Origin of the sequence: Phormidesmis priestleyi BC1401, from assembly GCF_001650195.1 — a bacterium.
Lineage (GTDB): Bacteria > Cyanobacteriota > Cyanobacteriia > Leptolyngbyales > Leptolyngbyaceae > Phormidesmis_A > Phormidesmis_A priestleyi_B.
The window spans coordinates 1-22,615 of record NZ_LXYR01000023.1; the positions used below are offsets into that span (position 1 = coordinate 1).

The window sequence follows — 22,615 nt, forward strand, 5'->3', positions numbered from 1 at the left end:
TCTAGCCGTTCCAGAAACGTCGCCTTGCCATATTCGGGGGTGGCTCCCATATAAATGGTGTGTTGTCGGTCTCCAAACGCGTCATACAGACTGATGGTGCCGACCATGGCTTCTCTCCATCCGGTGTCGCACAACAGCATACAGGTGCCTCCCTTCTTGACTCAGCAATTGAGCGCTCATACTCACCACCTCTTGGTTGCCTCACTCAGTGATATCATGCTTGACCTACTAAATCAAGTAGAGGTCGCACCCGTCAATGAACAGTAGGGGTAAGTGTCCCATAGCGTGGGAATCGATCACAGCCGATCGAGCTAACCCAGTTGGCGACAGGTGCCGCGTCCCCATTGACCATCGATGCTAAACGACATTTCACTAAAGGGTTTTTGGTAGCGAGGTGCAAACCCGACGACGACCACATCTGCGTCTTTTGCTGCCCCTCGATAAATCGTTTGCCCCTGCTCATTCTTGCCGCTAAACGCAACACTGCCTTTAGACATGAGACGATCGGTTCCATTCTGCCGCAGCTCAAAGGTGGTGAAGCCGCTCTCTTGGGTGTAGATAACGGTGAAATACATATTTCGGTTGTTGATGCCACCTGCGCAGGTCAGCCGAAAATCTGTACTCGAATCTCCTTTAGGTGGGCGAGGAGCGACTCCAGGATTGGCGGTAATGATCGTTCCGATCGCGGGTTCTTGAAAGACTGACTGTCCGTTTTGCAGCACGGTTAGCCTGCCGCCTGACTGCGTGTTAATCACATAAGTCGTGTTGCCATTGATAGCTCGATAGCCGCGCTTGGTTAGAGAAGCCGTCACCTGCACGTTGGTGTTGGGCTTGCCTTTTTCCTGCCCCGTATAGAAGATGCGTCCCTGAGCGCCTTTTTGACAGACATTCACGAAGTAGCTTGCCGTCTCAAATGCGACCAGGCGACGATTTTCTTGGCTGATCGTGGCACATGCGTCTAACCTCTCTCCGGTCGGGGTAGGCGAAATGGCAACCGTAGGTTGAATAGGCTTTTGGGAAGGGGTGACGATCGGAGACTTTTGCACCGTTGGCGAGGCAGAATTAAACGTGCCAGGAAACACGATAGGGGTTTGATAGCGTCCGCTACACGCTTGTAGAAGTAGGGTTATCGAGAGAATCGTCCTAGAGAGCAAGATACGCATAAGATTTCTTGGCAGATCAACCGTTCTGTATGCAAGAGCCTGAAGCCCTTTGTTAGACATCTTGTAGAAATGGTAACTCTGTTAAGCAGTCGTACAGAAATAAGCGAGCTACTAGGTTCAATCTATGTCCCAAATGTCAAATTACGCAGACAGTCGAACATAATGAGGGGCAGTGGTGCTCAAATCGTGGCAAGCTTGCAGTTCCTCCCACCTTGATTCATCATCGGCATCACAGCGAGACGATCGTCAGATCGATCTAACCTGACGCGAGCAACCGCAGTTGACTCAGGCTATCAAAGACTCGAAACTCGCCTTGAGCACCAAAAAATAAAAGGGCGATCGCTGAATCAAACTGCTGGGTTTGGGTAAACAGATGTCGCTCAAAATCGCCGAAGAACTGCGGATGTAGGTTTACAGCACACCCTTAGAACTGGGGATTGTGTGGGCACGACGCGGATCGACTTCGGCTGCCATGCGGAGCGATCGCGCAAATGCCTTAAACGTCGCTTCGATGATGTGATGTGAGTTAATGCCGTCTAACTGACGAATGTGCAGCGTCATCTGAGAATGATTGACGATCGCCACAAAAAACTCTCTCACCAACTGCGTGTCATACGTCCCGACTCGCTGCGTCGGAATCTCTAACCCATAGCTCAAATGGGGACGACCCGAAAAATCAAGAGTGACCTGCACGAGGGCTTCATCCAACGGGGCGACAAAATGACCAAAGCGCACGATGCCTTTGCGATCGCCGAGTGCCTTCGCGAATGCCATGCCTAACGTGATGCCGACATCCTCGTTGGTGTGATGGTCATCGATTTCAATATCACCCGTCGCCTGCACCTCTAAATCGATCAAACCATGCGATGAGATTTGATGCAGCATATGATCGAGAAACGGAATCCCAGTTTTAGCGACGCAATAACCCGTCCCGTCTAAGTTAAGGCTGACTTGCACATCGGTTTCGCCTGTTTTGCGAGTCACCGAAGCGGTGCGATTGACAAGATAAGGGCTGGTCGCAACTTGAAGACGATCGCTGGTCTGCATAGGAGTCATTGAGTCAAAAGAGATTCTTCTATTATCTGTGCAATCGCCGCGGTAAGAGCGAGTCGCCTAAAAGAAAGCGCGCAATGGTTGCGGGAGTTAACTTTCTTCTGCAATCCCATATTCGTTTAAAGCTTGAAGCGCTTTCTGTAAATCACCAGTCAACTGTCGGGCAGCAAGCTTAGAAGACCCCGAACTGTAATCAGCAACGTTAAGCGGAGCGCCAATGCAAATCTTAACGGCTGACCGCCAGGGCACTGAAGGGCAACTATAGGAAATACTAATGGGCACAATCTGAACTCCTAGATTTGCCTGACTTGCTTCTGATTGCAGCGCGAGACGGGCAAGACCGGGCTGTAGCCGATTGAGTTGGCACGATCGATTTACCTGCAAATCTCCCCCTTCAGGAAAGATCACCAACACCTCTCGGTTTTGCAGCAGCTCAACGCTGTGGCGCAGACTCGCGATCGCGGGATGTTGGGTGTCGATCGAAAACCCTCCTAACCGTCTGATAAACCAACCCTGAAGTCCCGTCATTTCGTCTGCGCTGACCATGAATCGCAGTATCCGTCCTGTGATATCTTGACCTGCGATATAGGGAATCATGAAGGCATCCCACCGCGATCGATGAGTCGGGGCTAAAATCACGGGACCTGCTGTGGGTAGGTGCTCTCGACCCAATACCTCAATGCCTCGAAAATAGAATGGGAGCAAGCCATAGCGCCCGATCGGGTAGACCAGAGACGCTAGCCAGGGAGAGAGACGAGAATTCACAGAATCGGTCTTTGCGCTCATTGTAGAAGCTGAAGCATCTCGATCTAGACTCCTATTTTGCTTGATCATCGGACGATATTCATCAGCCTGATGAGGGTCTGGTTGCGACACAAGGTCAGCAACCTCTGGATGGGCGACAGGACTGTCACAATCAGAAGAATTTGTCGGAGTCATGGAATTGATCGAAATCATAGTCGCAATAGGAAACAAAATAGAGGCTTCGTAAAGCGGGTGAATGCGTCCTTCAGTTTTCAACGTAATGGGTTTTGTAAGTCTTGGGCTTTCTCAAAGGACACTTCTGCGGGTGTCTGTTCTATATTTTGACGATCGTTTCTCATTCCTCATGATCTGCGATCGATAGTATGTTATCAAAAGTGAACCACGCTCTGAGATTTTTTCTCACCCGTTCATAATTCCGGTCGTCTGTCGCGGCTTCCATGCCTCAAGATGCCTAAATCTATCAAATTCTCTGCCTCTTTTTGTAAATCTACGTTTACGATAGATTGCGATCGTGAACGCGAAAATACCGCTTTTCTAGAATACGCTTAGCATATAAGCAGTTGCGACCCCTGTTCGTCTGAGCCGTTAAACCGTCAGAAGTTAAAGCAAGCGAGTGTGTTCTGACCTGATAACCCTAGCGATAGTTTAACGCTTGGTTCTTCTGGTGCTCCGCGTTCTACTTTTGATTCATCCAATGTGTTTGTTAACCGATTACAGGTGCGTTACCCTTACGATAAATTTCCTAAAGATTTGATGTTTCAAAAAACCTCGAATCTTGATTCATTTCAGGGGCGGTTTGTGTTGCATTATCCGTTTATGGGCAGATGAAAGGTTTGGCAAGAGACCGCTATCAGCGATCGCTGCGTTAGTGAGCGGACAACATGCCCAAACTCTCGTACGGCTGACAGGTTGGAAAATTCAAAACCTTCGTGAAAAGACTCCCCAGATTCAAGGTCAAACGCTTTGGGCGTTCTACCCATTCTGAAATGGTCTCAACTAAGGTTTTAATAGAGCAGCATCGGCATTTTGTTATTATGCTGTGAGAGATTGGGCACTCTGAATTCAGTGTTCTTGATATTTTCTTAGAACAAATTTATGCAGCACCCGCAAGATGGACAGGCAATTCTGACTCAGGAAGTCCTTTTGCATCGCATCACGACTCGAATTCGGCAATCGCTTGAGTTACAAGAGATTTTAAGCACAACCGTGGCAGAAGTCCGATCGTATTTAGGCGCCCATCGCGTCAAGATTTACCAGTTCAGCCCCGACGCTCATGGAATCGTCATTGCAGAATCTATCCAAGACGATCGCCTCCCATCTTTGCTGGGGTTAAACTTTCCCGCTGATGATATTCCCCCTTCTGCACGAGAGTTGTATGTACGGGCACGACAGCGATCGGTGGTTGATCTTACCTCGCACGAGATTGGCATCAGCTCGCTCAACTGCCCAGAAACTGGGAATCTGCTCGAATCGCAAGATATTCGCTATCGTCCCGTTGATCCGTGCCATGTCGAATATCTGACGGCAATGGGCGTAAAGTCTTCAGTCGTAGTGCCGATCGTGCCAGAGATCCGCGAAACGGGCAGACATCAGCCCCCGTCTCTCGGCTCGTCGGCTCAGTTGTGGGGTTTGTTGGTGTCTCATCACGCCGATCCTCGCGTCGTCACCGAAGAAGAACTGCAATTCATTCAGGCAGTGGTCGATCAGGTGTCAGTGGCGATCGCCCAATCGATCCTTCTTAAGCAGGTGCGTGAACAGGCGCAGCAACAGGCGCTTATTAACCAAGTCACTGCCCTACTTTACACCAGTCCTACGGTTCAACTGCAAGCCGCGCTAGAAGAAGCGGTGTCTGCGTTTCAGGGTGCGAGCGGTCGGCTCTATTTGCTGCCTGACAGCGATCAGATTAGCGAACTCTACACCTGTGGAGAGCAACCGAGACACCTGGAAGGGAATCGTGCGATCGAAGAAAACCGCCTCTGGCATCAGTATTTGTTCTCAGTGATCAATCACCAACCTGACGGCACCAAACCTTGGTCAGTTGAATGGATGCGATCGATCTACAATCTGAAAGAACCGCCGCAGGACTTCTCCTCAGACTTTAATGGGTGGGTCATTAATGACCTTTATAAAGAACCTCTGCTGCGGACACTTGCCCCTTATTTTCAAAACACTCAAATTCGCGGCTTGATGATTATCCCGCTTCGCTATGGGGCAGAGGTGCTGGGCTGTTTGACCCTTTGCCGCAACGAAGTCAATACCGAAATTCTTTGGGCAGGCAGTCACGACCCCGATACCCGCCAACTGATGGCGCGTCAGTCATTTGAGACCTGGCAACAGCTTAAAACGGGGCAAGCTCAACCCTGGACAGAGGGCGAAACAAAGTTAGCACAAGCGCTGGGGGAGCGATTCTCGAATGCAGTCAAGCAATATCGGCTAAATCAACAAGTGCAAGCGCTCAATAGCAATTTAGAGCAGCAGGTGCAAACCCGCACTCAAGAACTCCAGCAGTCAAACACGAAACTGCACAAATCAACCGCAGAGTTACAACAGGCATTCGATCGACAGCAGACCCTATCAAAAATCATCACTAGGATTCGAGAATCACTGGAACTGGATATGATTTTTAGAGCCATCGCAACCGAAGTTCGGCAGGTGCTTGATGCCGATCGAGTGGTCGTTTATCGCTTCTATTCGGAAACCGACTGTCAAGGAGGAGAAACCGTTGCCGAAGATGTGCTGCCTGAGTTCTCAACCACTCTGAATGTCGAAATTGCCGATCGCTGCAATTCAGAAGGGTTCCTTCGCAACTATCGCCAGGGGATGATTCATGTGGTTCCTGATGTCTATAAATCTGGATGCGATGAGTGTTATCTTCAAATGCTGGAGCAGTTTCAGGTCAAAGCCAATCTTGTTTTGCCCTTATTTAGGCAAGACCATCTCTGGGGCTTGTTGTGCATTCACCAATGTCGAGAAAGCCGACACTGGCAACCCTCTGAAATAGAATTCATCGTTCAAATTAGCCAACAGTTAGGCATTGCATTGCAACATGCGACGTTGCTCAACCAATATCGGGATCAAGCCCAAAATTTGTCAACCGCCCTCGACTATCTCAAGCACACTCAAAGCCTTCTCATTCAGAGCGAAAAGATGTCTAGCTTAGGACAGCTTGTGGCAGGCATTGCTCACGAGATTAATAATCCTGTGAATTTCATCTACGGCAATCTGACCTACATGGGTGAATACCTGAATAATGTATTGGAGTTGTTGTACCTCTATCAAGAAGACTATCCTGAGCCGCCCGAAGCGATTCGTCAACAAGCTGAAGCGACTGATTTAGACTTTGTAGTGAAGGATTTGCCGAGGCTATTTTCCTCCTTAAAGGTTGGTGCTGAGCGGATTCGCGAGATTGTCCTTTCGTTGCGAAATTTTTCTCGATTAGATCAGGCAGAAGTTAAGTTTGTCAACATCCATGAAGGAATTGACAGCACTTTGATGATCTTGCAGCACCGCACAAAAGCGAGTTCAGGACGTGGCGAAATTGAGATTTTGAAACACTATGGTGAGTTGCCGTTGGTCGAGTGCTTTGCAGGTCAACTAAACCAGGTGTTGATGAATCTCATCGCTAACGCGATCGACACTATTCAAGACCAGCACGATCGTCAAATTGCATCGGGCTTAGCACCCACTCCCGGAGTGATTACGCTTGCAACTCAACAGACTAACGATGATTGGATACAAATCTCCGTCAAAGACACGGGGTGCGGCATCTTAGATGACGTGAAGCCAAAAATCTTTGATCCATTCTTCACCACAAAACCCATCGGAAGCGGTACAGGTTTGGGGTTGTCAATTAGCTACCAAATTATTGAAAAACACAGTGGCAAACTGTGGTGTCAATCTCAACTAGAGGAGGGTTCAGAGTTTGTAATTGAGATCCCGATTAAGCAAGTGATGCCAGATCAGACACTGAGCAAACCATCAACCGTTTGACCGCGACCCAATGTTCACGATCGTGCGAACCCGTAAAGACGTTTCGGTGAAACGTCTTTACGGCACCGGGTAGACCTGTCATCTAAACCTCACGGCGTTTAGTCATTGTCCCAAGTTTCGTGGCTCATCAGATCGCCGATGCGATCGCGCAGCAAAAAGTCGGCTTTTTCTAATTCACACTCCATACAAACCCATTCACGGGAGGGAATGTGCTTGCAGAGGCTGTAGATTGGCTGCTGACGGTTGACCACTCCTTTGTCTACGAGTTGGCGAACCTCGTCTTGAATCATGGTTAGAGAGTATTGAGCTAGCTGAACCATTATCTCTCCGGTAAATAATGAAGTGAACAGTGTCAAAACTTAAGCGCTGGTAAAAACTGTTTTCCCTATGTCTGCTACAACCGCGCTTTGTAGTGTCTTATACGGAAGAGCCTCTATTTTCAGGGCAAACACTCTTTGATTATATTAAGAAGTGTCACGGATGTCATCAAAGTCTGACTTTATAGGGCAAGTCGCAGACTTCTACAATTTAAACAACCGTCTTCGCGTTGCTAAGTCGATCGCGAGTTGAATAGCTGCCTTAAAACTGGTCGCGTCCGCCATTCCCTTTCCAGCGATGTCAAACGCTGTGCCGTGATCAGGAGATGTGCGAACAAACGGAAGCCCGATCGAGGTGTTGACCGCCCGATCAAATGCCATCAGTTTAACAGGAATTAGTCCTTGATCGTGGTAAAGCGCTAAATAACCATCGTGAGCGACCATAGGCGAATTTGCCCCATACCAAGCCTGTCCCGGCTTTACCCAGAGCGTGTCGGGTGGAATCAGTCCGTCGAGTTGAGCTTGAGGAAACCGATCGCGCATCTGCTCTAACCAGTCAAACAGCCAATCGTGTTCTTCGCGTCCGAGTTGCCCTTGTTCGCCACTGTGAGGATTTAAACCTGCGATCGCGATTTGGGGCTGTTCGATCCCAAATTCTTGCTGCAACGTCTCAATCAGGAGTTCGAGCTTGAGCGTCATTAACTCTGGAGTCAGCGCATCCGCCACGTCTCGCAAAGGAATGTGCGTCGTTGCCAACAGAGTTCGCAATATCCAACCCGTGTAGGGCGATCGTGCCACAAACAACATCCCAAATCGCTTGACCCCAGCTCTGTCTGCCAATAGCTCAGTTTGTCCTGGATAGGAATGTCCGGCTGCTTTCCAGGCAGATTTAGCGATCGGAGCCGTTACAATTGCCTCAAATTTTCCAGCCAGCGTGTGAGCGATCGCGGCTTCTAAATACCGAAAACTTGCCTCTCCACTGGCGGCGTTGCCGACTCCTAAACAAATCTGCTGCTCCAAATCTGAATCTAGCTGGATGTCTAGAACATTGAGTTGACTCGGATTTACCAAATCGCAGATTGGAGACAGGCGACGATAAATCTGCTGAAGCTGAGACTGACTGCCGACGATCGTCACGTCTGCGCCTTCAGTCACCGTCGTATCAGACAACGCCTTCAAAATCACTTCTGCCCCAATTCCCGCCGGGTCTCCTATTGGGATCACCAAACGAACACGATTCATAGACTAGACCTCCCGCACGAATACTCTGCTCTCACCCTAGCCTTCTCCTCAAGGAGAGCGAACAAGAGGTTCCAGCTCTCTTCTCCCTGGGGATGAGGGCTGTCCAGATTCACGCAGGAGGTCTAGTCAAAAAGCTTTTTGCAAAAAACCCGCTACTGAATTGGTTTACAATGCTCTGTGCAGGTTCACACAGACTCACTCAGTGAATGCGCCTGTTTACAACACTGGGGTCAGACCGATCGACCCACAAAATTCATGTTAGGAGGATTCGATCAATGTCTGGAGAGATGTTCAACGCTGCTATTCTAGCGTTTACCCTGATTCCGGTAGGGTTAGCCTTGGGGTTCTTGCTGCTTAAAATTCAGGGCGGCGAAGAGTAAAAAATAACGACGTGAGGAAAAGGGGAAAGTTGAGAAATTCTGCTTTGACCCTTTATCCTTCAGTCTTCTGACTCGTCTAGATGGTCGGCAACTTCTCGATAAAGATTGAACACATGGTTGTCTTTGAGCGAATAGAAAACGTTGCGTCCCTGTTTACGGTAGCCAACTAGACGCATGGCTCTCAGCGATCGCAACTGATGAGATACGGCTGACTCGCTCATTTTGACGACCGCAGCGAGGTCACATACACAGAGTTCTTGAGATGCCAACGCCGAGAGAATCCTCAGCCGATTAGCATCTCCTAACAGCGCAAAAAACTCCGCCATTCGTTGCGATTTTTCAACGCTGATCAGATTCTGATGAAGCTGACGCACCTGACTCAGATCAACAGGATGCTGAACGGTGCAGTTTAACTCATCTGGAGTCTGAAGCCGATCGCCCTCAAGGGCGGCTGTGGAGACAGAATTTGGTTGACTCATAAAAGTTTGTAACGCTAGATTCAATCAGTCAGCACAAAGACTGCTTTCAGGGTAGCTTATATAGATCCCAAAGCATCACATATTCTGGAGATTAGTGGGTACTTCAACCCAGTTTCTTTAAGGAGAGTATCATCCCCCACTTTCAATCGGTTACGATTGTAACGGCTCTTCTGAAAATCTCATCTGATTGGGGAAGTTTCTCCGTTTGGTCAAATCTTCTGATAGAATCTGACAAAAAGTTAACAATTCGTCACGAATTCTCATGAGCTTATTAATTGTGGGTGCCACTGGCACTTTAGGAAGACAGGTGACTCGTCGCGCCTTAGATGAAGGGTACGAGGTGCGATGTTTGGTTCGGAGTCTCAAAAAAGCTGCCTTTTTGAAGGAGTGGGGCGCAGAGTTAGTAACGGGCGATATCTGTAAGCCTGAAACCCTTCCTTTTGTGCTAGAAGGGGTGACGGCGATTATCGATGCGGCAACCGCCCGCGCCACCGATTCTCTGAGCATTCGACAAGTAGACTGGGACGGGAAAAATAATCTTATTCAGGCGGCAAAAACGGCTGGGGTCGATCGCTATATTTTCTTCTCTATTTTGGATGCTGAAAAGTTTCCCAAAGTCCCGCTGATGGAGATTAAAGCCTGTACTGAGAAACTCTTAGCCGAGTCGGGGCTAAACTACACGATTCTGCGTCCGTGTGGATTTTTGCAAGGCTTGATTGGTCAATATGCGATTCCGATTTTAGAGTCGCAGGCGGTTTGGGTGATGGGCGAAACGTCTGCGATCGCCTATATGGATACGCAAGATATTGCAAAGTTTGCCGTGCAGGCGCTCAAAGTGCCTGACACTGAGAAGCAGTCGTTTCCAGTCGTTGGGTCGAGAGCCTGGGGTGCTTATGAAATCATTCGCTTGTGTGAGCGGCTATCGGGTAAGCAATCTAGAGTGTCTCGCATTCCGCTCGGGCTATTGCGCGCCTTTGCTAGTGTTACCCGCTTCTTTCAGTGGACTTGGAACATCGCCGATCGCTTAACTTTCACCGAAGTGGTGGCTACAGGCAAGCCTCTAGACGCTCCGATGGAGGATGTCTATAAAACGTTTGGGCTAGACCCAAAAGATATGACGACTCTAGAAGTTTATATGCAAGACTACTTCGGTCGAATTCTGAAGAAACTAAAAGAAGTCGAGGTCGCGCAAGCTCAAATCAAGAAGAAGAAAAAGCCGACTGCCAAAGATGGCAAAATCTACCCCCGGTTTTGAGGCGTTGAGATGAGGTTTGGAAGCAATCCAAATCTCATTGAATGCTATATTTCCAACTATTCGGTTCCCTGCTGTGATACGGACTCTTGCGCGTGCCTAAAGCTGGCATCATTTATAACGACGACAAACCGATCGCGTGTCAAACGGCTGAGGAGCTAAAAGACACTCTGATTTCGCGTGGCTGGGAGGTAGCTCTTGCGACAGGAGCCGGAGGAATTTTGGGCTACTCCCGTCCGGGAAGCCCCGTTTGTCATACGCCCATCGATCGCTTGTCTCCACCAGGGTTTGATGAAGCGATGAGCTTTGCTGTAGTTTTGGGAGGCGATGGCACTGTTTTATCTGCATTTCGGCAGGTGGCTCCCTGCAACGTGCCGCTTTTGGCAGTCAACACGGGGCACATGGGTTTTCTCACCGAGACCTTATTAGAGCAGTTGCCGTCGGCGATCGACGCTGTTTTAGCAGGGCATTATAAAGTCGAAGAGCGCACCATGCTTCAGGTGCAGGTCTTTCGAGAAGAGACCGTTTTGTGGGAAGCGCTCTGTCTAAACGAGATGGTGCTGCATCGAGAACCGCTTACCAGCATGTGCCACTTTGAAGTTGAGATTGGCAAACACACGCGTGTAGACATTGCAGCAGACGGCATTATTTTATCTACCCCAACTGGCTCGACCGCCTATTCGCTCTCGGCTGGAGGACCGGTGATCACGCCCGGAGTTCCGGTGATGATTTTGGTGCCGATTTGTCCTCACTCTCTCGCATCTCGGGCGCTGGTATTTGCCAACAGTGAGCCTGTGACGATTTTTCCGGCGAATCCAAACCGTTTGGTGATGACCGCCGACGGCAATGCAGGCTGCTATGTGTCTCAAGATGATTGTGTGCGCGTGCAGCGATCGCCCTATCTAGCTCGTTTTGTGCGCCTCCGTCCCCCAGAGTTTTTTCACCTACTGCGCGAAAAGCTGGGATGGGGCTTGCCTCACGTTGCAAAACCGACTTAAGCCACCAACTATCGCCAGACGTGCTACAACAGTGCTGAGGTCAAAATCCTTCATTCCCAGGTTTTATGAGTATTGCGACCTTTGATCACAGCCCTTGCGTTCTGATTGTCGAAACCGACGAAACCCTTGCTCACAGCGTGAGTTTAGACCTGCAAGAGTCTGGATATGACACGATCGTGGCTCACGATGCAGTGAGTGGCTTACGTCAAGCAGCCGAGCGACACCCGGCTTTAATTGTGGTCGATCGCATGATGCCTGGAGAATCAGGGCTGTCATTCTGCAACCATTTGCGCGGAGCGGGGATGCGAACGCCTGTTTTGCTGTTGATGGCACGAGATGCAGTGGACGATCGGGTTGCTTGCTTAGAAGCGGGAGCCGATGACTATTTTCTCAAGCCCTATCGCAGCGACGACTTTCTAAAGCTAGTCAAGCTCTATCTCAAAGTTGACGCTCCGAGCGCAGAGCAGTTGAGATTTGGAGATTTAGTGTTAGATCTTTCGACCCGCCAAGCGCTGCGAAATGGACGGGCGATCGATCTGACGATGAAAGAATTCGAGTTGCTCAAATGCTTAATGGAGCATCCGCGTGAGGTGCTAACTCGTGAGCAAATTTTAGAGAACGTTTGGGGCTATGATTTTATTGGCGAATCCAATGTGATTGAAGTCTACATTCGCTATTTGCGTTTGAAGATTGAAGATGAGGGCGAGAAGCGATTGATTCAGACGGTGCGGGGTGTCGGGTATGTGATGCGTGAAGCGTAAAGGATCGACCAGAGTGTTAGATAGCCTCGCTAAATCTTTTTCAAGTCGTCGCGGTCGATGGATGGGTCTAGGACTAGGGCTTTTGCTGATGGGCTGTTCTCCTTCACCTAGCTCTCAGGCTGCGTCTCAGTCGTTGCCCACGATTCAAGCCAGCACCGATTTGGGACAGAGTTTGCCAATCACGGCTCAAGCCACGATCTCAGGGCGGATCATTCAGTTAGAGGTCGCCAAAACTCCGCAAGAGCAGGAAGTTGGCTTGATGGGTCGCACGAGTTTAGGTGACGATCGGGGGATGCTGTTTGTCTTTAGCCCCGCGAGACCGACCCAGTTTTGGATGAAAAACACGCTGATCAGCCTGGATATGGTTTTTCTCAACAAGGGAGTTGTTAAGTCGATCGCTGTGAATGTGCCGCCCTGCACGGCTGATCCCTGTCCGACCTATGGTTCGACTCGCGATACGATCGACCAGGTAATTGAGCTACGCGGCGGTCGGTCAGCAGATTTAGGCTTAAAGGTGGGCGATCGAGTTTCCGTTCAGTTTCTCAAGCCAAACAGAGCGACGCAGAATTGATCGCTGAAGGTGTGTTTTCTTTTGCCCTCGGCTACGTCGAGTCAATATTGATATTTATCAGTGGTGTGTCTTTGGGTAGATTCGCTATTTTTTAAGCTTCCATACGGGCTAGTGACGTTGCAGCAATTCGACCAAATTGATGATTGGCTAGAATCTGCCAAAGGTTAGACCCTATTAGCGCTGCATTCAGAGTTTAATCAGACGGAGGTTTTGTTGAGTTGCGATCGTGAACATTTTATTCCTCGATCAGAGTGGCAAACTGGGAGGAGCAGAGCTAGCGTTACTCGACGTTGTAAAAGACTATCCAAACGCTTTACTCGGTCTCTTTGAAGAGGGTCGATTTAGAGAATTAGCAGAACAAAATCACGTTTCTGTTAAAGTCTTGAGTCATCAAGCGATCGCGGTTCGCAAAGAAAGTGGTTGGCTCGCGGGGTTAAGCAGTTTGGGGCAACTGATTCCATTAGTTGCAAAGGTGACTCGCCTCAGCCATGACTATGACTTAATCTATGCCAACACTCCAAAGGCTTTAGTAGTGGGGGCGATAGCAAGTTTAATGAGTCGTCGCCCTCTCGTCTTTCACCTTCACGACATTCTTTCTCTTGACCACTTTAGCTCCGCCAATCGTCGGCTGCTTGTGGGGCTATCTAATCAGTTTGCGTCGTTGGTGATTGCGGTCTCTCAAGCCAGCCTAAAGTCATTTATCGAGGCGGGAGGTCGTGCTGAACTTGGAGCGATGGTCTACGGTGGCTTTCAGCCTGAAGACTATTGCGACGATCGCTCCAGTCAAACCTTTCAAACCAAGGCGCACCAGCTCCGGGCTAGTTTAGGACTTCAAAATCGCTTCATAATTGGGCACTTCAGTCGCCTCTCTCCCTGGAAAGGTCAGCACATTCTCATTGATGCGCTGGCTCAATGTTTGCCTGACACGATCGCCGTTTTTGTCGGGGATGCCTTGTTTGGTGAACAGGCTTACGAGCAAGAACTGCACGCGCAGGTCGATCGCTTGGGCTTGAACGATCGGGTTCACTTTTTGGGGTTTCGATCGGACGTGGTGCCGTTGATGACGATGTGTGATGTGATTGCTCACACGTCTACTGCCGCCGAGCCATTTGGACGAGTGATTGTCGAAGCGATGCTGTGTGAGAAGCCAGTCATTGCGGCTCAAGAAGGGGGGGCTCTAGAGATTGTTGAATCGGGTGTGAGTGGCTGGTTGGTGCCTCCGGGCGACGCTGATCAACTGGCAAAGACGATTCATCACTGTCGAGATCACTGGGAGGAAGCGCTGGCGATCGCGAAACGGGGACAAGAGCAAGCAAAGCGGCGGTTTGATCTCACAGCGACTCGGCAACAGATTCATCAACTCTTAGAACAAGTGATTAGAGCGCGATCCTAGCAACTAAATCGACCGAGCAAACCGAAGCCATAGCCTAATAGATAGGTGCCGCGATCGCAGAAACTCTAATAGCACTCTCACTTCAGAGGGAGGTAAATTCCTCTATCTCAGGCGATTCTCATTAGATTGGCGTAACTCATCGGTATATGATCCCGAACAACACTTCTGTAAGCATATTTTTGCCCGCTTTGGCTGGAGGCGGTGCTGAAAGAGCCATGTTACATCTAGCACAAGGATTTGCCGATCGGGGTCTCAAAACAGACTTGGTGCTCGCAGAAGCCGAAGGAGACTATCTCAATCAGGTTCCAGCAAATATCAGAATTGTAGATTTGCAGTCTAAATTTCCGGTAGTGTTGTCAAAAACAATGGCATTGCAGCGCCATTTGCAGCGAGAACAACCCACTGTTTTATTTTCAGCGTTAGACATCGCTGGCTCTTCTTTGTGGGCAAAGTGGAGTGCACGAGTGCCTACGCGGGTCGTGATGTGCATCCAAACTTATTTATCTGGACAGTTTCAGGAGCATCAACCCAACACAATGGGAAAACTCCGACCCAAGTTAGTCAAGTGGCTTTATCCCAAATCAGATGAACTGGTGGCTGCGTCACGGGGCACTGCTGAAGATTTGGCATCTATCACATCCCTTCCCTTAGAGCGGATTCGGGTGATTTATAATCCGGTGGTTACGCCTGAAGTTTTAGCAAAAAGCCGAGAGCCGATCGAGCATCCCTGGTTTTTGACAGGAGAACCTCCGGTAGTTTTAGGGGTGGGGCGGTTAGTGGGTCAAAAAGATTTTTTCACGCTGATCAAAGCGTTTGCACAGGTGCGGCAACAGCGTCCGGCTCGATTGATGATTTTAGGCGAAGGTGAGCAACGGTCTCAGTTAGAGACGCTGATTCGTGAACTGAACTTAGACGCGGATGTATCACTGCCAGGGTTTGTAGAAAACCCCTACGCGTATATGGCGAACGCCTCGGTGTTTGCGCTTTCGTCTAAGTTTGAGGGATTTGGCAACGTGGTGGCTGAAGCGATGGCAACCGGAACCCCGATCGTCTCGACTGATTGCCCTAGCGGACCTGCAGAAATTCTCGACAACGGCGCTTATGGCAAATTAGTTCCGATCGCTGACCCCTCTGCTCTCGCGAACGCCATTCTAGAAACGCTCAACAATTCCGTTAGTCAGGATGTTTTGAGGCGGCGATCGTTAGAATTTTCGACCGATCGAGTCGTCGATCAGTATATGGACGTTTTAGAGAGAATGACCCAACTCAACTAATGCGAATCCTTCACGTTCTCAACCACATTCAAAAGATTGGCAATGGCATCGTCAATGTGGCGATCGATTTAGCGTGTCTACAGGCTCAAGCGGGTCACGATGTCGCGGTCGCGTCGGGCGGCGGCGAATTTGAGGCGTTGCTGGCTGACTATGATGTCAGGCATTTTGAATTTGATCAGAGCCGTAAACCGATCGCTTTGATCAAAGCCATTGGACGATTTCAGGCGATCGTCCAGTCTTTTCAGCCGGACATCGTGCATACTCACATGATGACCGGGGTGGTTTTGGCAAAACTTCTCAAAGGCAACGCTGACTATACGATCGTGTCTACCGTTCACAATGAGTTTCAGCGCAGCGCAATCTTGATGGGAGTCGCCGATCGGGTCATTGCTATCAGCCAAGCTGTCGCGGTGTCAATGCAGCAGCGAGGAGTTCCGTCTGACAAACTGCGAGTCGTTTCTAATGGCACGTTAGGCAGTCCTCGCAGTCGCCCTTTGGCAGAGGTTGAGCCGCTCCCGCTCCATCGTCCAGCGATCACCACTGTTGCCGGAATGTTTCACCGCAAGGGCATTATGACGCTGATCGATGCGTTCACCGAGTTGTCTAACCATCTGACTCCGCCTGTTCACCTTTATTTAGTAGGCGATGGCGACGATCGAGCAGAATTTGAGCGATATGCCCAAAAAAGTCCGGTGAGCGATCGCATTCATTTTGAAGGCTTTCAGCCAGAGCCGCAGCGCTACTTGTTGGCGACAGATATCTTTGTGCTAGCATCCGAGCGAGAACCATTTGGGCTGGTGCTATCAGAAGCGCGAGAAGCCGGATGCGCGATCGTTGCCACCCAGGTAGACGGCATTCCTGAAGTGTTGGAGAACGGAAAAGTCGGGCTTTTAGTGCCACCCAAAGACGCGGCTGCTTTGGCAAACGCCTTGACGCAATTGCTGTCTGACCCAGCGCAACTGCAAATCTGGAAAGAACGGGCAACTGACAATTTAGGGTGGTTAGCCGTGAAGCGAGTGCATCAGGAAACTGTCGAAGTTTATCACGATGCAACTCAGGCGAATTTGCGAGGCGAATCGCTGACAGTGCCCGAACGGTAGGAGGATTTCAAGAATGAATCGTCAACTTTCTAAACCCATGAATCGGTGGACTCGATCGAGCTTCTTAATCGCATTGTCTAGCGTGATGGCATTTCCAGCGATCGCTCAGACTCTGCGAGCGAATCCTGCGGTTTTGCGTCCTGCTGCAAGTCCCATATCGGTAGACCAAGGCTATCTGCTGGGAGCGGGCGATAAAATCAAGCTCGATATTTTTAGCGTGCCAGAATATAGCGGCGATTATCAGGTGCTTGCCGACGGGACGCTCAATTTGCCGCTTGCAGGCAGCGTCACCGTGCAGGATCTGAGCCTGAAAGATGCATCGGCAGCAATTTCTAGAAAGTTGAGCGAATGGTTGACGCGCCCGATCGTCACCGTCAGCCTACTCGCCTCTCGCCCGATTAATGTCGCCGTGTCAGGTGAAGTGACGCGTCCCGGCTCCTACACAACCACGCTGACTGAGGGAGGCATTCCCACGTTGACCAAAATGCTGCAATTCGCAGGGGGCATCAGCCAATCAGCCGATTTGCAGCGAGTGCAGGTCGTGCGTCGATCGGGCAGAGGCGGCACCCAAACGCGCACCGTCGATTTACGGCAACTGCTTCGCACCGGAGATATCAGTCAAGATCTCCCCTTGCGCGACGGAGATAGCATTGTTGTCCCCGCAGCCACCGCTGTGAATGTGGATGATGCAAACCTGATTGCCTCGTCGAGCCTTGCAGTTAGCACCGATCAGCCCTTGAGAATTATTGTGGCAGGTGAGGTCAATCGTCCCGGACCTCACAGCATTCAAAGTGAAGCGGTTCCTCAAGCCCAAATCGGCGGCACGGCTCCAACCGTGGGGAACAAAGTGCAGGTGCCCACAGTGACACGAGCATTGCAGATCGCGGGAGGAATCACCCAATCTGCTAACATTCGAGACATTGAAGTGCGACGAAGAACCAACGCTGGGTCAGAGCAGGTGTTAAAAGTCAACTTGTTTGAACTGCTTCAGGCGGGTGATTCGCGTCAAGATGTGCCGTTGCAGGAGGGCGATCGCGTCATCGTTCCAACCGCCACCACGCTTTCTCCAGCCGATGCTGCCATTCTTGCTCGCGCCAGTTTCTCACCCGACTCGATCGCGGTGAATGTTGTCGGAGAAGTCGCCAAACCCGGACTCGTGCAGCTTCCGCCGAACACAACGCTCAATCAGGCACTATTAGCGGCAGGCGGGTTTAATGCTCGTGCGAAAAAGCGGGAGGTGAGCTTCCTGCGTCTCAACCCTAATGGGACGGTCGATCGTCGCGATATCGCGATTAACTTTAATCAAGGCATCAACGAGCAGAGCAATCCGCCGCTGCGAAACAACGATACGATCGTCGTGGGCAAGTCAGGGCTTGCGGGCATTGGAGATACATTAGGAACCATCTTCGCGCCTCTATCAGGCTTCTTAGGAATCTTCAACATTTTCCGTTAGTCACTGGCTCAAATCTTGGATGCATTTAGCGCAGATCTCTTGCTGAATCGGTGATAAGGGGGATGTCTGCGCTACGATCTTTCTAGACACTGAGCCGATCGTTGAGCGCCCAAACCCTAACATTGATAAACAAAACTTATATCAACCATTTGTCTATTCTGTTAAATCAGTCTTTACGTCCTGACCCTTTTACCCAGTTCCGACTACACTCTGTAAAATTGAGGAAACCTCTACTTCACTAGGGAGAGTGGGTACAGTGTGCGGTTTCGCGAGAAACCTGCTTCGCAAACGCATCTTTATAGATGACTAGCCATCATGGTGAAGTAGATGAGTGAGTTAGACCGTTGCTATGGAATTTTGGGACTCGAACCCGATGCCTCGCTAGAAGACATCAACCAGGCATATAAAGATCTGGTGTTTGTCTGGCATCCCGATCGTGTGCCCAAAGACAATCCTCGTTTGCTGCAGAAAGCAGAAGACAAGATTAAAGAAATCAATCACGCACGAGACACTTTGCGGACGCATGGGCGCGATCAGAAAGCTCCAAAAGCCCAGCCCGCACAGCCTCAAAAGCAAGCCTCGACCTATTATCAGTCTTACTATTACCGTCCGCCTCAGCCCAGTTCACAGACTCATCAGAGTGCAAATCATTCTCAAACCAACGGGCATTCCCAAAAAGATCGTGCTCAAACTGGGCATCAGACAACTAATAGTGGGCAGAACCACGCGCAGTCAAAAGACCAAAACTACTATACGCAGTCTCACTATCGGGCAGAATATCACCGATCGCCTGACGCTCCGACGCAACAAGCACACACCCAAAATCATCGCCCTCAGCCGACTCCGCCTGCGAGTTCTTATCCTCACTCGGCTTATTCTCCGCCGCATCAGCGCGCTCATACGCCGCCTAGACCGCAGACTCCCGATTTAAGCGGAGCCGATTTGAGTGGTCAAAACCTCCAAGAGAAAGATCTATCGGGTCGCAATCTCAGCCACGCAAATTTGAGTAATGCCAATCTGAGCGATACGTTTTTGCACAGGATTAACTTAGACGGGGCAAATTTGCACAAAGCAAACCTGTTTAGAGCCAACCTGCTTCAGGCGAGTTTGAACAAGGCAGATCTGCGGGAAGCAAATCTGATTGGTGCAGATCTAAGTGGTGCAGATCTACGCGGAGCAGATTTGCGTGGGGCGAAGATTGGGTTTGACGATCGCATCATGGTCAAACTCACAGGGGCACTGCTAACCGGAGCCATCATGCCTAATGGTCGAGTCCACGAGTAATTTGGATCGTTCTAGACAGACATTACTGCTGAATCTTCACCATCATTTTCTGGCAAACACAAGCAAATGCGGCGTTGCTGAATGCAGATATGAGATGCCCTCCTCATGAAGTGGGGCAAGCCCTCGCCAACCCTTCTCCCCAGGGGAGAAGGGAGCCAGAAATCTTGTTCCCTCTCCTTTTGGGAGAGGGCTAGGGTGAGGGTAAAATCTGTGCTTCATAGCTCAATTCAGCAACGCCGCAAATGCTGCTCTAACTGCCTATCATTGAAGAAAATGCGCGACTTCGAGAAGAGTCACTTCGGCAAAGAGCAGAAGAGGAACACCGAACACGACGGAAGATCGAGGATGAAGATAATCGCCGTTCCGAATAAGGCAAATCTCTCCTGTGTTGGATAGAAAGTGTCACAATAGGCAAGTTAATTGAACTGTTAAAGCTTAGTCAGGAGTTCCGATCGTGGAGTCTCGTTATACCCCCGCCGATATTGAACCCAAGTGGCAGCAAGTGTGGATGCAGCAAGGACTGAACCAGACTTCAGAAGATAGCAGCAAAGAGAAGTTTTACGCGCTGTCGATGTTTCCCTATCCGTCTGGCGACCTTCATATGGGGCATGTTCGGAACTATACGATCGTGGATGTGATTGCCCGACTCAAACGGATGCAGGGCTATCGCGTGTTGAATCCGATGGGTTGGGATGCGTTTGGGTTGCCTGCCGAGAATGCGGCGATCGAGCGAAATATTCATCCGGCAAAATGGACTCAACAAAACATTTCTCAGATGCGAGATCAGTTCAATCAATTGGGAATTTCCTTTGATTGGGAGCGAGAAATTGCAACGTGTTCGCCCGATTATTATCGCTGGACGCAGTGGATTTTTCTGGAATTCTTCAAAGCAGGATTGGCGTATCAGAAAGATGCCACGGTGAATTGGGACCCGATCGACCAAACCGTTTTAGCCAACGAGCAAGTCGATGCTGATGGAAAATCTTGGCGATCGGGGGCGATCGTTGAACGCAAACAACTGCGTCAGTGGTTCTTGAAAATCACCGATTATGCCGAACAGTTATTAACCGATCTCGACCAATTGACGGGATGGCCCGAACGAGTCAAGCTGATGCAGGCTAACTGGATTGGAAAATCAGTTGGGGCTTATTTAGAGTTTCCGATCGTCGGCATGGCTGAAAACGTTGCCGTGTTTACGACCCGTCCCGATACGGTTTATGGGGTGACGTATGTGGTATTGGCTCCCGACCATCCACTCACGCAACGGGTAACAACGCCCGATCGTCAAGCAGCCGTTGACGCATTTGCTCAAGAAGTCTCGACCCAAACCGAGCTAGAACGAACGGCGGAAGACAAGCCCAAACGAGGCATTCCTACAGGCGGAACGGCGATCAATCCGTTTACGGGCGAAGAGATTCCGATTTGGATTGCCAACTATGTGCTGGTTGAGTATGGAACAGGCGCGGTGATGGGCGTTCCGGCTCATGACGTGCGAGATTTTGTGTTTGCCCAGCAGAATGAGTTAGCGATCGTCCCCGTGATCATTCCTGAAGACGGCGATGCGGCGGCTCCTTTGACGGCTGCTTACACCGAGTCAGGGGTGCTGGTCAACTCGGCTGAATTTGATGGAATGCCGTCTCCTGCTGCAAAACAGGCAGTGATTCAAAAAGCTGAAAAAGCAGGCTGGGGCAACGCTCGGATTCAATATCGCCTGCGGGATTGGCTGATTTCGCGACAGCGCTATTGGGGGGCACCGATTCCGATCGTGCATTGCCCCAACTGTGGTGCGGTTGCGGTGCCGGATGCTGAGTTGCCCGTCAAGTTGCCCGAAGATGTTGAGTTTTCGGGTCGAGGTGCGTCACCGTTGGCGAAGTTAGACGCTTGGGTAAATGTGCTGTGTCCGACCTGCGGAACCCCAGCAAAACGAGAAACCGACACGATGGATACCTTTATGGATTCGTCGTGGTACTTCTTGCGCTACCCCGATGCTAAAAATGATCACGCAGCATTCGATCGCACGAAGATCAATGATTGGATGCCCGTCGATCAATACGTTGGTGGAATTGAACACGCGATCTTGCATTTACTGTATTCGCGGTTTTTTACAAAAGTGTTGCGTGATCGCAATTTACTGAATGTCAGTGAACCTTTCCAACGGTTGTTAACTCAGGGCATGGTGCAGGGCAAAACCTATAAAAATTCGCGCACCGGAAAGTATGTGATTGCGACCCAAATTAAGGATCTGACGACTCCGATCGATCCAGAAACGGGCGACCAACTAGAAGTCGTCTACGAGAAAATGTCGAAATCTAAATACAACGGCGTGGCTCCGGGAGACGTGATCAAAAAATATGGGGCTGACACCGCTCGAATGTTCATTTTGTTTAAAGCGCCGCCCGAAAAAGATCTGGAGTGGGAAGACGCAGACGTTGAAGGACAGTTTAGATTCTTAAATCGAGTCTGGCGTTTGGTCACCGAATTTGCTCCAGGATCAGGAGCGAGAAGCCAGGGTTCATTGAGTAAGCCTGAGAAAGAACTGCGGCGATCGATTCACATTGCAATTAAAGAAGTCACCGAAGATTTACAGGGTGATTATCAGTTCAACACCGCCGTTTCAGAAATGATGAAGCTGAGTAACGCACTGAGCGATGCAACGCTAAAAGATTCTCCGGTGTATGCCGAAGGAATCGAGACGCTGCTGCGGCTGCTGGCTCCGTTTGCACCTCACATTGCTGAAGAGTTGTGGCATCAGTTAGGGCACACCGATTCGATTCATACGCAGCCGTTTCCGATTCTCGACTCGTCGGCTTTGGTGGCAGATGAGATGACGATCGTGATTCAAGTCATGGGCAAAACGAGAGGGACGATTCAAGTTCCGGCTCAGGCAGATAAAGACGCGATCGAGCAAGCAGCCCGCAATTCAGACGCGGCTCGTCGGCACATTGACGGCAAAGCGATTAAAAAGGTGATCGTCGTGCCTGGAAAACTGGTGAACTTCGTCGTCGGTTAGCCCACGTTCAAAAGTGATTTAAATCACGAAAATAGTCGAGACGGATCGCACAGTTTGAATCGTTCCGGTAGTACCCTTTAGGGTGAGAGATTGATTACCTGCTCTCTTACCCTATTGATGACGCTCGGCA

General features: G+C 50.1%; 18 protein-coding genes and 1 pseudogene. 12 read left to right on the plus strand and 7 right to left on the minus strand.

The features are described 5' to 3' along the window. The 4 genes and pseudogenes from A8707_RS28145 to A8707_RS13535 all read right to left on the minus strand — a co-directional run. Nucleotides 1–161 (minus strand): annotated as a pseudogene (locus A8707_RS28145) (ISKra4 family transposase); the annotation flags it as partial. A 150-nt stretch (nucleotides 162–311) separates the two neighbouring features. After that, a complete protein-coding gene (locus A8707_RS13525) occupies nucleotides 312–1,163 on the minus strand; it encodes a hypothetical protein (RefSeq protein ID WP_156518565.1) in 852 nt (283 codons plus the stop codon). Between the two features lie 411 nt (nucleotides 1,164–1,574). Then, nucleotides 1,575–2,219 carry an imidazoleglycerol-phosphate dehydratase HisB gene (hisB, locus tag A8707_RS13530; RefSeq protein WP_331711717.1) on the minus strand — a complete coding sequence of 215 codons (645 nt, stop codon included), beginning with the start codon at nucleotides 2,217–2,219 and terminating at the stop codon, nucleotides 1,575–1,577. An 87-nt stretch (nucleotides 2,220–2,306) separates the two neighbouring features. Further along, nucleotides 2,307–3,173, minus strand: coding sequence for a lysophospholipid acyltransferase family protein (locus tag A8707_RS13535; RefSeq protein WP_231948062.1), 867 nt, complete (start codon nucleotides 3,171–3,173; stop codon nucleotides 2,307–2,309). Nucleotides 3,174–4,076: 903 nt separating this feature from the next. On the opposite strand from A8707_RS13535, the gene A8707_RS13540 reads away from it, so the two are divergent. Then, nucleotides 4,077–6,971 (plus strand): GAF domain-containing sensor histidine kinase, encoded by a 2,895-nt coding sequence (locus tag A8707_RS13540; RefSeq protein ID WP_068817780.1) that lies wholly within the window; start codon nucleotides 4,077–4,079, stop codon nucleotides 6,969–6,971. Between the two features lie 98 nt (nucleotides 6,972–7,069). Here A8707_RS13540 and A8707_RS13545 read toward each other — a convergent pair whose 3' ends face one another. After that, nucleotides 7,070–7,291: a DUF4327 family protein gene (locus A8707_RS13545; RefSeq protein WP_068817781.1), complete on the minus strand. Its 222-nt coding sequence runs from the start codon at nucleotides 7,289–7,291 to the stop codon at nucleotides 7,070–7,072. A gap of 201 nt (nucleotides 7,292–7,492) precedes the next feature. Continuing rightward, the gene (gene pdxA, locus A8707_RS13550; protein WP_068817782.1) at nucleotides 7,493–8,530 is read right to left on the minus strand and encodes a 4-hydroxythreonine-4-phosphate dehydrogenase PdxA; all 1,038 of its coding nucleotides are present in this window, start codon (nucleotides 8,528–8,530) and stop codon (nucleotides 7,493–7,495) included. Nucleotides 8,531–8,805: 275 nt separating this feature from the next. Between pdxA and petM the strand changes: the two genes are divergently transcribed. Continuing rightward, complete coding sequence (petM, locus tag A8707_RS13555) at nucleotides 8,806–8,910, plus strand: cytochrome b6-f complex subunit PetM (protein ID WP_068817783.1); 105 nt, start codon at nucleotides 8,806–8,808, stop codon at nucleotides 8,908–8,910. Nucleotides 8,911–8,969: 59 nt separating this feature from the next. On the opposite strand, the gene A8707_RS13560 is transcribed toward petM, so the two are convergent. Continuing rightward, nucleotides 8,970–9,389, minus strand: a complete 420-nt coding sequence (locus A8707_RS13560; protein WP_068817784.1) for an ArsR/SmtB family transcription factor — start codon at nucleotides 9,387–9,389, stop codon at nucleotides 8,970–8,972. Nucleotides 9,390–9,651: 262 nt separating this feature from the next. Between A8707_RS13560 and A8707_RS13565 the strand changes: the two genes are divergently transcribed. From A8707_RS13565 to leuS, 10 genes are all read left to right on the plus strand, one after another. Continuing rightward, nucleotides 9,652–10,644: an SDR family oxidoreductase gene (locus tag A8707_RS13565; protein WP_068817785.1), complete on the plus strand. Its 993-nt coding sequence runs from the start codon at nucleotides 9,652–9,654 to the stop codon at nucleotides 10,642–10,644. A gap of 92 nt (nucleotides 10,645–10,736) precedes the next feature. Then, the gene (locus tag A8707_RS13570) at nucleotides 10,737–11,639 is read left to right on the plus strand and encodes an NAD(+) kinase (protein ID WP_068817786.1); all 903 of its coding nucleotides are present in this window, start codon (nucleotides 10,737–10,739) and stop codon (nucleotides 11,637–11,639) included. Between the two features lie 65 nt (nucleotides 11,640–11,704). Further along, nucleotides 11,705–12,400 (plus strand): response regulator transcription factor NblR, encoded by a 696-nt coding sequence (gene nblR / locus A8707_RS13575; RefSeq protein ID WP_068817787.1) that lies wholly within the window; start codon nucleotides 11,705–11,707, stop codon nucleotides 12,398–12,400. Between the two features lie 13 nt (nucleotides 12,401–12,413). Further along, nucleotides 12,414–12,971, plus strand: coding sequence for a DUF192 domain-containing protein (locus A8707_RS13580; RefSeq protein WP_231948063.1), 558 nt, complete (start codon nucleotides 12,414–12,416; stop codon nucleotides 12,969–12,971). 226 nt (nucleotides 12,972–13,197) lie between these two features. After that, nucleotides 13,198–14,364 (plus strand): glycosyltransferase, encoded by a 1,167-nt coding sequence (locus A8707_RS13585; protein WP_068817788.1) that lies wholly within the window; start codon nucleotides 13,198–13,200, stop codon nucleotides 14,362–14,364. 146 nt (nucleotides 14,365–14,510) lie between these two features. Then, nucleotides 14,511–15,638, plus strand: a complete 1,128-nt coding sequence (locus A8707_RS13590) for a glycosyltransferase (protein WP_068817789.1) — start codon at nucleotides 14,511–14,513, stop codon at nucleotides 15,636–15,638. After that, on the plus strand, nucleotides 15,638–16,738 hold the full coding sequence (locus A8707_RS13595) for a glycosyltransferase family 4 protein (protein WP_068817790.1): 1,101 nt from the start codon (nucleotides 15,638–15,640) through the stop codon (nucleotides 16,736–16,738). Before A8707_RS13590 ends, A8707_RS13595 begins: the two co-directional genes overlap by 1 nt. 13 nt (nucleotides 16,739–16,751) lie before the next feature. Beyond that, nucleotides 16,752–18,191 (plus strand): SLBB domain-containing protein, encoded by a 1,440-nt coding sequence (locus A8707_RS13600; protein ID WP_068817791.1) that lies wholly within the window; start codon nucleotides 16,752–16,754, stop codon nucleotides 18,189–18,191. A 327-nt stretch (nucleotides 18,192–18,518) separates the two neighbouring features. Further along, a complete protein-coding gene (locus A8707_RS13605) occupies nucleotides 18,519–19,475 on the plus strand; it encodes a pentapeptide repeat-containing protein (protein WP_068817792.1) in 957 nt (318 codons plus the stop codon). A gap of 454 nt (nucleotides 19,476–19,929) precedes the next feature. Beyond that, nucleotides 19,930–22,485, plus strand: coding sequence for a leucine--tRNA ligase (leuS, locus tag A8707_RS13610; protein ID WP_068817793.1), 2,556 nt, complete (start codon nucleotides 19,930–19,932; stop codon nucleotides 22,483–22,485). Nucleotides 22,486–22,615: the final 130 nt, after the last annotated feature.

Bases quoted from the DNA above. Each gene is read 5' to 3' on its own strand.
- pdxA (WP_068817782.1), bottom strand. From the start codon at position 8,530: ATGAATCGTGTTCGTTTGGTGATCCCAATAGGAGACCCGGCGGGAATT.
- A8707_RS13560 (WP_068817784.1), bottom strand. From the start codon at position 9,389: ATGAGTCAACCAAATTCTGTCTCCACAGCCGCCCTTGAGGGCGATCGG.
- A8707_RS13595 (WP_068817790.1), top strand. From the start codon at position 15,638: ATGCGAATCCTTCACGTTCTCAACCACATTCAAAAGATTGGCAATGGC.
- A8707_RS13545 (WP_068817781.1), bottom strand. From the start codon at position 7,291: ATGGTTCAGCTAGCTCAATACTCTCTAACCATGATTCAAGACGAGGTT.
- A8707_RS13590 (WP_068817789.1), top strand. From the start codon at position 14,511: ATGATCCCGAACAACACTTCTGTAAGCATATTTTTGCCCGCTTTGGCT.
- A8707_RS13600 (WP_068817791.1), top strand. From the start codon at position 16,752: ATGAATCGTCAACTTTCTAAACCCATGAATCGGTGGACTCGATCGAGC.
- nblR (WP_068817787.1), top strand. From the start codon at position 11,705: ATGAGTATTGCGACCTTTGATCACAGCCCTTGCGTTCTGATTGTCGAA.
- A8707_RS13565 (WP_068817785.1), top strand. From the start codon at position 9,652: ATGAGCTTATTAATTGTGGGTGCCACTGGCACTTTAGGAAGACAGGTG.
- A8707_RS13605 (WP_068817792.1), top strand. From the start codon at position 18,519: ATGAGTGAGTTAGACCGTTGCTATGGAATTTTGGGACTCGAACCCGAT.
- petM (WP_068817783.1), top strand. From the start codon at position 8,806: ATGTCTGGAGAGATGTTCAACGCTGCTATTCTAGCGTTTACCCTGATT.
- hisB (WP_331711717.1), bottom strand. From the start codon at position 2,219: ATGACTCCTATGCAGACCAGCGATCGTCTTCAAGTTGCGACCAGCCCT.
- A8707_RS13535 (WP_231948062.1), bottom strand. From the start codon at position 3,173: ATGATTTCGATCAATTCCATGACTCCGACAAATTCTTCTGATTGTGAC.
- A8707_RS13540 (WP_068817780.1), top strand. From the start codon at position 4,077: ATGCAGCACCCGCAAGATGGACAGGCAATTCTGACTCAGGAAGTCCTT.
- A8707_RS13525 (WP_156518565.1), bottom strand. From the start codon at position 1,163: ATGCGTATCTTGCTCTCTAGGACGATTCTCTCGATAACCCTACTTCTA.